Annotated in this window: 10 protein-coding genes; 3 read left to right on the top strand and 7 right to left on the bottom strand. The window is 71.8% G+C overall.

Annotated elements, in window-relative coordinates; all coding sequences use genetic code 11:
- Window positions 1-74: 74 nt before the first annotated feature.
- On the bottom strand, window positions 75-230 hold the full coding sequence (locus EU555_RS37815) for a DNA glycosylase AlkZ-like family protein (RefSeq protein ID WP_483466644.1): 156 nt from the start codon (window positions 228-230) through the stop codon (window positions 75-77).
- A complete protein-coding gene (locus EU555_RS08820; protein ID WP_135414292.1) occupies window positions 231-1,019 on the bottom strand; it encodes an enoyl-CoA hydratase/isomerase family protein in 789 nt (262 codons plus the stop codon).
- Between the two features lie 130 nt (window positions 1,020-1,149).
- On the opposite strand from EU555_RS08820, the gene EU555_RS36920 reads away from it, so the two are divergent.
- From EU555_RS36920 to EU555_RS08805, 3 genes are all read left to right on the top strand, one after another.
- Window positions 1,150-1,557: a DUF3140 domain-containing protein gene (locus EU555_RS36920; protein ID WP_425375096.1), complete on the top strand. Its 408-nt coding sequence runs from the start codon at window positions 1,150-1,152 to the stop codon at window positions 1,555-1,557.
- 233 nt (window positions 1,558-1,790) lie between these two features.
- A complete protein-coding gene (locus EU555_RS08810; RefSeq protein WP_135414291.1) occupies window positions 1,791-3,026 on the top strand; it encodes a COG3904 family protein in 1,236 nt (411 codons plus the stop codon).
- Between the two features lie 80 nt (window positions 3,027-3,106).
- A complete protein-coding gene (locus tag EU555_RS08805; protein WP_245524198.1) occupies window positions 3,107-4,240 on the top strand; it encodes an FAD-binding domain-containing protein in 1,134 nt (377 codons plus the stop codon).
- A 257-nt stretch (window positions 4,241-4,497) separates the two neighbouring features.
- Here the strand turns inward: EU555_RS08805 and katG are convergent, their stop codons facing one another.
- From katG to EU555_RS08780, 5 genes are all read right to left on the bottom strand, one after another.
- Entirely contained in the window at window positions 4,498-6,792 is a 2,295-nt protein-coding gene (gene katG / locus EU555_RS08800; RefSeq protein ID WP_135414290.1) for a catalase/peroxidase HPI, read from the bottom strand.
- A 396-nt stretch (window positions 6,793-7,188) separates the two neighbouring features.
- Window positions 7,189-7,401, bottom strand: coding sequence for a hypothetical protein (locus EU555_RS08795; RefSeq protein WP_135414289.1), 213 nt, complete (start codon window positions 7,399-7,401; stop codon window positions 7,189-7,191).
- Between the two features lie 228 nt (window positions 7,402-7,629).
- Entirely contained in the window at window positions 7,630-8,562 is a 933-nt protein-coding gene (locus EU555_RS08790) for a glutathione S-transferase family protein (protein WP_135414288.1), read from the bottom strand.
- Between the two features lie 51 nt (window positions 8,563-8,613).
- Window positions 8,614-9,030, bottom strand: coding sequence for an ester cyclase (locus EU555_RS08785; protein WP_135414287.1), 417 nt, complete (start codon window positions 9,028-9,030; stop codon window positions 8,614-8,616).
- A gap of 232 nt (window positions 9,031-9,262) precedes the next feature.
- Window positions 9,263-10,027, bottom strand: a complete 765-nt coding sequence (locus EU555_RS08780) for an alpha/beta fold hydrolase (protein ID WP_135414286.1) — start codon at window positions 10,025-10,027, stop codon at window positions 9,263-9,265.
- Window positions 10,028-10,067 lie beyond the last annotated feature (40 nt).

Raw genomic sequence — 10,067 nt, 5'->3', positions numbered from 1 at the left:
AAAAGACCGCCGTCAGCTTCATGGGCGTCCTTTGCCTTGCCTCCACACTACTGTGGTTCAAGTGACAACAGGCCCTAGATCTCGATGCGGTAGCGGAAGCCGAACAGGCGCTCGGTCCGGGCGCGCTCCCATACCAGGGGGTCGAAGGGGCGACAGCGCCCAGGCTTTGACGCGGCAGGGGCCAGCGGTGCACCACCGCCGGCTGAGATCAACTCCCCTCCCCGCCGCACTCAGCGCCCACTCCAGCGCGGCGGGCGCTTGGCCAGGAAGGCCTCCATCCCTTCGCGGAAATCCGCGCTGGTGTAGCATTGCAGGATCAGGTCGTCCCCGCCATCGGACGATGCCTCGTCGCGCAGGCGGCGCAGGCCCTCCTTGGTGGCGGCGAGCGTCAGCGGCGCGTGGCCGGCGAGCAGGCGGGCGAGGTCGGTCGCGCGCGCCTCGAGCGCGGCGGCATCCTCCACCACCTCGCTCACCAGGCCGATCGCCCGCGCCTCCTCGGCCTCGACGAGGCGCGCGGTGAAGATCATGTCGGTGACGCGCGCGGGGCCGATCAGGGCCGAGAGCCGGCGTAGGTTGCCCTGCGAGAGGCAGTTGCCGAGGGTGCGGGCGATCGGGAAGCCGAAGCGGGCGTCGCGCGTGGCGATGCGCAGGTCGCAGGCCGCGGCGATGGCCGCCCCGCCGCCGGTGCAGGCCCCGGCGATCGCCGCGATCGTCGGCTTGCGGCAGCGTTCCAGCGCGCCGAGCACCCGGTCCATGAAGCGCTCGTAGCCGAGGGCGTCCTCGGCCGTCGAGAAGGCGCGGAACTGGGAGATGTCGGTGCCGGCCGCGAAGGCCTTGGCCCCCGCGCCCTGGATCACCACCGCGCGGATCGCCGGATCGGCGTCGATCTCGACGCAGAGGCCGTGCAGGCGCTCGTACATCGCGAAGGTCAGGGCGTTGCGCGCCTGCGGCCGGTTGAGGGTGATGCGGGCGATGCCCTCGGCATCGACGGTGGAGAGCAGTTCGTCGGTATCGGTCATGGCGGTGATCGGGTCCGGATGGGTCGCGGCGGAGCCTACCCTGCCCGCGCGATGTCGTCTCCTGCCGATCGCGACGGAGCGCGGCCGCCGCCGCGGCGTTGATGCGCGACCGATCCGCAGGAGACGAACCGTGACCAAGCCGGCGCATGACGACGAGACGGGCCACCAGGGGACCCGCCGCGAGGAGGCTCGCCACGAGGAAACCTGGGCGGCCTTCCGCGAGGCCGTGAACATGAGCCCGGGCGACCTCGAGCATTGGCTCGGCACCGAGGAGAGCCGGTCCGTCGGCTGGAGCGACGGCGCCCGGAAGGAGGGTGCCGGGGGCGGCGAATCGGTCGGCCATCACCAGGGGCGCCGGATCGTCGAAATCAAGCACACGAAGAAGGCGGATCTCACCGACGACGACTACGCCGACATGCGCAAGGTCGTGGCCTACGTCAAACGGCATCTCACGCAGGGCGGGCCGAAGGAGGACGTGAAGACCTCGCGCTGGCGCTACTCGCTCATGAACTGGGGCCACGATCCTTTGAAGGATTGAGGCATTCGCGCCACAGCGGCATGGTGGCGCGGGGTCCCGACCAAGTTTCTCTCGCAACCCCCCGCTCCGGAGAACTGTGTCCGCCGCCGGGCCGTCACGGCGAAACGATCCATGCGGCGGCCCAAGTTCGGCCCGGATCTTGCTCACCATTCCCCGTACCTCCCGCTCTTCGCATCGCTGCGCCGATGTGGCTGAGTGAGGTCAAGAACGAAGGGTCACGTGGGGGACCGGTGATGACGGGAGCGGGTGTGCGGCGGCGCCGGGCATGGGCCGGCGCCGGGGTGGTGCTGGCGTGCCTCGGGCTCGCCGGGGTCGCGGGCGCCCTGACCCCCGCCTTCGGCGGGCTGTCGCGCCTCGAATCGGCCCTGACCCCCGAATCCGCCGGGCCGGAGACCCGCATCACCCTCGGCCCCGGCGGGCGCGACGTGCGGCTCTTCGGCGACCTCACCGACGGCGCGGCGGCGCGCCTCGGCCGCCTGCTCGACGCCCATCCGGGCGTGACGCGCCTGCACCTGACCAGCGACGGCGGCCTCGTCGACGAGGGCGCGGCGATCGGCGAGATCGTGGCGGCGCGGCGCCTCGTCACCTACGTGCCGGATTACTGCGTCTCGGCCTGCACCCTGGCCTTCGTGCGCGGGCGCGAGCGGCTGATCATGGCGGACAGCCGGATCGGCTTCCACGCCCCCTACGAGCCGGGCCTGTTCGGCCGGATGGTCCCGGTCGACGCGAGCGAGGAGCGCGGCCGCTACCTCGCCGCCGGCCTCGAGCCCGCCTTCGTCGACCAGGCCCTCGGCACCCCCTCCCGCGACATCTGGATCCCCGACCCGGCCCGCCTGCGCGCCGCCCGGGTCGTCACCCGGGTGGTCGGCCCCGGCGAATTGCCGGATTCCACCCTCGACGACGACGACTCGCCCGCCGGCGCCCGGGCGGCGGCCCTGCGCGCCGTCGACCTGCTCTCCGCCTTCGCGCTGCACCGGCCGGGCGTGCTCGACGGCATCGCCGCCCGCTACCGCGACGGCTACCGGCAGGGCCGCAGCGAGAGCGAGGGCCTCGACCTTTTGCGGGCCGAGGCGGTGGATGCCATGCGGGCGGCCTTCGCGGGGGCCGATGACGGCACCGTCGCGGCCCTCGGCCGCCTCCTCCTCGACGCCATGGCGGCGAGCGGGAGCGAGGAGGCGTGCCGCGCCATCGGGCAGGACGGCAACCTCCTGACGGCGGCGGAGGCGCTGGCGGGGCGCCGCACCGGCGGGACGGCGCGGATGCGGGCCCTCCTCGACCGGGCGCTGGTCGGGCCGGCGCCGGAGGGTCCGGCCGCGCGCGTCCCCGAACCCACCCGTGCCGTCGGCTGCGCCGAGCTGCGCCGGCGCCTCGCCGGACTCCTTTCCCGGGGCGACGCCCCGCGCCTGCGGGAGGCCCTGTTCGGCCAGACCCGGCGCCTGGAAGCCTCGGCCCTGCCGGGGGAGCCGTAGGAGCGCCCCGCGACGGATCGCCCGGGGTTCGAACGGCGTCCTGCCGCTGCCGGACCGGTCCGCCGGCCTAGATTCGGGTCATGACCCCCTCCCCCGTCATGACCCGCGCCGCCGGCCTCGACGCGCTCGCCGCCTTCCTCTCCGGTCCCGGCGCGGACTACGCGAGCGCCCGCAACACCGATCGCGGGCGCGGCGCGCCGCCGACGACCTCGGCCCTGTCGCCCTATCTGCGCCGGCGGCTCCTCACCGAGGAGGAGGTGGCCCGGGCCGCCCTGCGGGCCTTCGGGGAGCGCGGCGCGGACAAGTTCGTCTCCGAGGTTTTCTGGCGGACCTACTTCAAGGGCCACCTCGAGACCCATCCCGAGGCCTGGTCGCGCTACCGTGCCGGGCGCGACGCGGCCCAGGCGCGCCTCGCGGCCGAGCCCGGCCTGCGCCGGACCCACGAGCGGGCCGTGGCGGGGCGCACCGGGATCGACGGCTTCGACGACTGGGCCGTCCAGCTCGTCGAGGAGGGCTGGCTGCACAACCACGCCCGGATGTGGTTCGCCTCGATCTGGATCTTCACCCTGCGCCTGCCCTGGGAGCTCGGCGCGGCGTTCTTCCTGCGCCACCTCGTCGACGGCGATCCGGCCAGCAACACCCTGTCCTGGCGCTGGGTTGCGGGCCTGCACACCCGTGGCAAGCCCTACCTCGCGCGGCGCGACAACATCCGGGCGTTCACGGACGGCCGCCACGACCCGGCGGGCCTCGACGAGGGGGCCGCCGCCCTCGACGAGGCGATGCCGCCGCCGGAGGTGCCGCTCGCCCCGGCCGAGCCCGCGCCCGACGGCCCGGTCGCCCTGCTGCTCCACCTCGACGACCTCCACCCCGAGACCCTGCCCCTCGGCGCGGCCCGGGTCGTGCGCGTCGGCGGCCTGATCGCGTCGGCCGAGGAGGCGAACGAGCGGGTCCGCGCGGCGGATGCGGCGGCGATGGCGGATGCGCTTGCCCGCGCCGGGGCGCAGTTCCGCTGCCCGGCCGAAGCGGTCCGAGGCGGCTGGGCGGGCGAGCTGCCGGTGGTGACGGCCTGGGCTCCCGTCGGGCCCTCGGCCGAGGCGCTGCCGGCCGGGTGCCGCCGGATCCGGCGGGACTGGGACGAGCGGGCCTGGCCGCTGTCGAACCGGGGCTTTTCCCGGCTGCGCAGCGCCATCCCCAGGCTGATGGGCGGTGGATGACAATGGCATGCGCTTCAACCTGCGCGCCTGATCGAGGCCGGCAGCAAGTCGAACGGGACATCCCGTCAACGATTTTCTAAGTCATCCCGGATTCCGCTGCGCGACCCCGGGATGACGACAGTGCAGTTTATTGGTGACAGGGGCCTCTGACGACCCCTGCCGCCTCCACATGCGAAGCCGGACCGCTCCTTCCCGGCCGATCCAGGGCCAGCCCGCATCGGCCGGGACGGACGCGCTCCTCGGTCGACGCGGCGCGGTCAGGCCGCCGACGCGGTCGGCACGCGTGCCACGTCGTAGCGGTCGAGCATCATCACCTTGTGCCAGACCTTGACGAAGTCGCGCACGAACCGCGCGTGCCCGTCGCTGCCGGCATAGATCTCGGCGATGGCCCGGAGCTGCTGGTTCGCGCCGAAGACGAGGTCGCAGCGCGTCGCCGTGAACTTCGTCCCGCCGCCCTCGCGGGCGTCGAGCGTGAAGGTCAGGCCGGCCTCGTCCGCCTTGTTCCACACGTAGTCCATGCTGGTGAGCACGGTGAAGAAGTCGTTGGTGAGCACCCCGACCCGGTCGGTGAAGATGCCGTGATGCGAGCCGTCGTGGTTCAGGTTGAGGGCGCGCAGGCCCCCGGTCAGCACCACCCATTCGGGCGCGGTGAGCGCGAGGAGGTTCGCCCGGTCGAGGAAGACCTGCTCGGGGGCGACGCGGCCGCGGGTGATCTCGGCGAAGGACGGATCGACGTAGTTGCGGAAGCCGTCGACGACGGGCTTCAGCCACTCGAAGCTCTCTTCGTCCGTGAGCTCCGCGGTGGTGTCCATCCTCCCTGGGACGAACGGCACCGCAGTGGCGACGCCGGCGGCTTTCGCCGCCTCTTCGACCGCAGCGCAGCCGCACAGCACGATCAGGTCGGCGAGCGAGACCTTTTTCCCGCCCGCGGCCTTGCCGTTGAACTCTGCCATGACCGCGCGCAGCGTCTCGATCACCGGGACGGTGCGCCGGTTGACGGCCCAGCCGGATTGCGGCGCCAGCGCCAGGCGGGCTCCGTTCGCGCCGCCGCGCTTGTCGCTGTGGCGGTAGCTCGCAGCGGAGGAGAACGCCGTGAAGGCCAGGTCGGAGACCGAGACGCCGCTGCCCAGGATCGCGCTTTTCAGGGCGGCGATGTCGGTCTCGTCCACCAGCGGGTGGTCGACCGGCGGGATCGGGTCCTGCCAGATGAGGTCGTTCTCGATCCTGGCCTCGGGCCCGACATAACGCTCCTTCGGGCCCATGTCGCGATGGGTCAGCTTGTACCACGCCTTGGCGAATTGCAGCGTGAAGTAGTCGAAGTCGGCCAGGAACGTCTCGCAGATCGCGTGGTAGACCGGGTCGGTCTTGAGCGCGATGTCGCTCGTCATCATCATCAGCGGGTGGCTCTTGCCCGCGATGTGGGCGTCGGGCGTGCGCGGCGCGTCCGGGTCGACCGGCTCCCATTGCAGGGCGCCGGCGGGGCTGCGGGTCTGCTTCCAGTCGTGCTTGAACAGGTTCTCGAGGTAGCTGTTGTCCCAGGTGGTCGGGTTCTGCGTCCAGGAGCCCTCGATGCCGTTGGTCATCGTGTTCTCGGCCGCGCCCGTCCCGACCGGGTTGTGCCAGCCGAGGCCCATCGCCTCGATCGGCGCGATGTCCGGCGGCGGGCCGATCCGGTCGGCCTTGACCATGCCGTGGCTCTTGCCGAAGGCGTGGCCGCCGGCGATCAGCGCGACGGTCTCCTCGTCGTTCATCGCCATGCGGGTGAAGGTGATCCGGATGTCCCGGGCCGAGGCCAGGGGATCGCCGTTGGAATAGGGCCCTTCCGGGTTGACGTAGATCAGCGACTGGTGCGACGCGGCGAGCGGCTGCTCGAGGTCGTAATCGGGGTCGCCGTTCTTGCCCCGCCAGCGCTTGTCGCGGTTCACCATCTCGTCGAACGACGTGACGTTGGTCGGGTCCCACAGCTCGGGGCCCCAGTAGGTCGCATTGTCCGCCTCCCAGGCATCCTCGCGGCCGCCAGCGAAGCCGTAGGTCGGGAAGTTCATGATCTCGAGGGCGCAGTTGCCGGTCAGCACCATCAGGTCGGCCCAGGACAGGGCGCTGCCGTATTTCTGCTTGATCGGCCAGAGCAGGCGGCGCGACTTGTCGATGTTGCCGTTGTCCCACCAGCTGCTGATCGGCGCGAAGCGCTGCAGGCCCTGGCCGGCGCCGCCGCGCCCGTCGGCGATGCGGTAGGTGCCGGCCGAGTGCCAGGCCATCCGGATCATCTGCGGGCCGTAATTGCCGTAATCGGACGGCCACCACGACACCGAGCTGGTCAGGAACTGCTTGATGTCGGCCTTGAGCGCCTGGAGGTCGATCGTCGCGAAGGCCGCAGGATAGTCGAAGTCGGGCCCGAGCGGATTCGCCTGCGGCCCGTTCTGGTGCAGCATCTCGACGCGCAGGCGGTCCGGGTACCACTCCTCCAGGGTCGGGGGCGTCGCGAAGGCGCCGCCGACGCGGTCGCCGCCGAACGGGCACTGGCCGGACAGGACGTCAGTATAGGTTTCCACGCCATCGATCCTTCTGTGCCGATCGCGCGCCGCGGTTCTGAAGCGGCGGACGTGCGATGCCGTATGCGCAAGACGCGCCGCGGGTGAGCGCGCGTCACGACGCCGTCTGGTGCAAGATACTCATGCTCGGTATAGGAATGAGATCGGGATTCCCGGCGCACGGCAGATCCGCCCACCACGCCGACGCAGGGAAACGACCAATCATCCCGGACCAGACACGACCACACGGTGCGCCGACGCAGATAGGGGCGGCTGCCGTGACGGCCACTCCATTTCCGTTCACCGCGTCACGGCGTCCCGGGGAGGATCGCGGGCGGGCCATTCGCCAGGCTGCGATCGTCCGGCGGGCGCCCGCTGCGGGCGAGACGCTGCGGGAGGCGGAATGAGATGCCTGATTCAGGCGGAGATCTGCGGCCGGCGGATATCGCGACTGGCCGCGCTTTTCGGTAGCAGCGCCGGAAGGCCGTCACGGTCAACGACAGTGGGAGTCTGATCCCGGTGCCGGCCCTTCACGCCCGCAAACGTCATCCTGAGGTGCCGGCGATCGAAGATCGCACGCGATCGGAGATCGCCGGCCTCGACGGAGGGCTCCGGGGATGGCAGCGCCATCTGGAGCCCTCCTTCGAGGCTGCTGCAAGCAGCAGCACCTCAGGATGAGGGCGTGGGTGGGAAAGACCGACGCTGCGATCAAGCCCACAATGTCGTGTAACGTGGAAGGCCGTTGCCCGCGATCCGCTTCGTTCGGCGTCGTCAAGGATAGGTGGAACCCGGAGTCCGGTGCGTGGCCCCGGGGCGACGAGATGGTTACGATCGCCGTGGCGAGTCCGACGGATGCCCTCAGCCCGCCGCGACGACGAAGCCGGCGCGCGGGAAGTGCAGGTGCAGCGCGCCGAGATCCGGATCGTCGCGGCGGATGACGATGCGGCCGGCCTCGATGGCGACGAGCCGGCCCTGGACCGGCACGCGGGCGAAGTCGTCCGGCGTCACCGTCACGGGCTCGCCCGGCGCGATGCCGATCAGGTCCGGCACCGCGTTCGCGCTGTCGATCGGCGCCGGCTCGGCCGCCCGCGCCGCCGCCAGCGCCTCCTCGGCCGTCAGGGCGTGCGGCCGGCCGTGGCCGAGCCCCTTGACCCGCGCGTACCAGCCGAGGATCGGCGCGAGGCCGAGCAGCCGGTCGACCGGTGCGGGATCCGCGACGCTCCGCATCAGCGAGAGCAGGTGATAGTGGGCGAGGTCGACCGCACCGGCCCGGTCGCCGCCGAGGAAGCCGCGGCCGTCCGCGAGCGCCTCGGCGAGCCAGGCGATCCAGGCCCCGACCCGCTGGGCGTTGCGGGCGAAATCCGGCTCCATCGCGCCGCGGCTGATGTCGACGTAGAGGTAATCGTCCTTGCGGTCGCGCAGGAACGCCTCCGGGAGATCGCCCATGTGGTGCACCAGCACGCCGATGACCGCGAGCCAGAGGTCGCGCTCGAGGCCGAAGCTCAGGGCCTTGGCGAGCCCGGAATTCAGGCCCGGATACAGGCTCGGCTCGGGATGCAGGCGCTCCAGGGCGGGCAGGATCGCGTTGGTGTCGCAGTAGATGTCGGCCCCGACCTGCAGCACCGGGATGCGGCGGTAGCCGCCGGTGAGCGGATCGAGGAGCGGGCGCGGCGGCATGACCGCGACCTCGACCGAGCCCCAGTCGAGTCCCTTGAGCCCGAGGGCGAGGCGCACTTTCTCGGCGTAAGGAGAGAAGGGGTAGTGATGCAGGATGATGGCGTGCGCTGACATGCGAAACATCTCCCGGCTGGCGGCCTGATCGACGGTGACGAGGGTGGCGGTTCAGCCCGGGACGGCGCCGACCTGCCTGAGCAGGCCGAGATTGTCGAGGAGCGCCCAGTGCTCGACGAGCCGCCCGTCGACGATGTGGAACAGGTCCATGACGCCGATCTCGACGCGACGGTGGCTCGCGGGAAGGCCCATCAGGTCCCCGGTGTGGCGGCCCTTGAATCGCAGCCGGACCAGCACCTTCCCGCCCTCGGCGATGACCTCGTCGATCGGCAGCTCCATCTCGGAGAAGCCGCCGTGCAGCACCTCGCCGAGCCGGCGCACGCCCTCGGGGCCCCGCACCGTGAAGTCGAGGCCGGGATCGTGGCGGACGAAGTCCGGCGCGATGTGCCGTTGCCACCACGCCTCGTCCCGCGCGAGGAAGGCGGTGAAATAGGCGCGGGCCAGGTCCTTGTTGGCGTCTTGCGACATGGTCTCCTCCCTCCCTGATGCACGGCGAGCACCGCTCCGGCGGCCTGCCGCTCCCGGTTCCCCGGGCCGCGGCGGACCGCGCTATGCGGCCTTCATGATTTATTCGTGCACAATTTATCGGGGTGGAATCGTGCCGGGAGACCGGGTTGACGGGCCCGGTTTCGCGGACGACTCACCGGACGGCAGAATGACCCGGTGGACCGTCCGGCGCAATCCCGCAGGTCACTCTGCGTCAGGGCCGCGCGTCGAGGAACTCCAGCACGCCGGCCTTGTGGACCTTGTCGCCGACCGCGAGGTTGTGGTCGCGGTTAGGGATCTCGAGAGCCTTCGCGTCCGGGATCAGGGCGGCGAGCGCGGGCCCTGAGCCCGCCACCGTGTCGGTGGTGCCGACCGCCACGAGGACCGGCACCTCGATCTGGGCGACCTCCGCCCGCGACAGGGTCTGGCGCGAGCCGCGCATGCAGGCGGCGAGGGCCCGCAGGTCGCTGCCGGTCTGCTCGGCGAAGACCCGGAACATGCGCGCGGTCGGATCGGCGATGGCGTCGCGGGAGGGGGCCTCCATCGCCTCCGAGATGCCGGCCGGCAGCCCCCGCCCCTCGACGAGGTGGAGCCCCAAGCCCCCGAGCAGCGCCGAGCGGACCCGGTCGGGATGGCTGAGCGCCAGGAAGGCGGTGATCCGCGCGCCCATCGAGTAGCCCATCACGTCGGCGCGGGGGATCGCGAGGTGGTCGAGAAGCCGGCGGGCATCCTCCGCCATCAGGTCGGAGGCGTAGGCCTCCGGCTCGTAGAGCTTGCCGCTGCGGCCGTGCCCGCGGTTGTCGAGGGCGATCACCCGCCGCCCGGCTCCCGTGAGGCTGCGCACCCAGGAGGTGTTGACCCAGTTGACGATGTGGTTCGACGCGAAGCCGTGGATCAGCAGGATCGGCTCGCCCGCGCCCTCCTTCGGGGCGACGTCGATATAGGCGATCGGCACGCCGTCCGAGTCGAAGGTCTGCATGGCAAGAGGGCTCCCGCGCGAGGTCGGGCCCGGCTTAGCC

Source organism: Methylobacterium nonmethylotrophicum (genome assembly GCF_004745635.1).
Classification (GTDB): domain Bacteria; phylum Pseudomonadota; class Alphaproteobacteria; order Rhizobiales; family Beijerinckiaceae; genus Methylobacterium; species Methylobacterium nonmethylotrophicum.
This window is presented reverse-complemented; position numbering and strand designations above follow the sequence as displayed.

Coding starts and splice junctions, on each gene's coding strand:
- EU555_RS08820 (WP_135414292.1), bottom strand. CDS start 1,019: ATGACCGATACCGACGAACTGCTCTCCACCGTCGATGCCGAGGGCATC.
- EU555_RS08810 (WP_135414291.1), top strand. CDS start 1,791: ATGACGGGAGCGGGTGTGCGGCGGCGCCGGGCATGGGCCGGCGCCGGG.
- EU555_RS08805 (WP_245524198.1), top strand. CDS start 3,107: ATGACCCCCTCCCCCGTCATGACCCGCGCCGCCGGCCTCGACGCGCTC.
- EU555_RS08795 (WP_135414289.1), bottom strand. CDS start 7,401: ATGGCGCTGCCATCCCCGGAGCCCTCCGTCGAGGCCGGCGATCTCCGA.
- EU555_RS08790 (WP_135414288.1), bottom strand. CDS start 8,562: ATGTCAGCGCACGCCATCATCCTGCATCACTACCCCTTCTCTCCTTAC.
- EU555_RS08785 (WP_135414287.1), bottom strand. CDS start 9,030: ATGTCGCAAGACGCCAACAAGGACCTGGCCCGCGCCTATTTCACCGCC.
- EU555_RS08780 (WP_135414286.1), bottom strand. CDS start 10,027: ATGCAGACCTTCGACTCGGACGGCGTGCCGATCGCCTATATCGACGTC.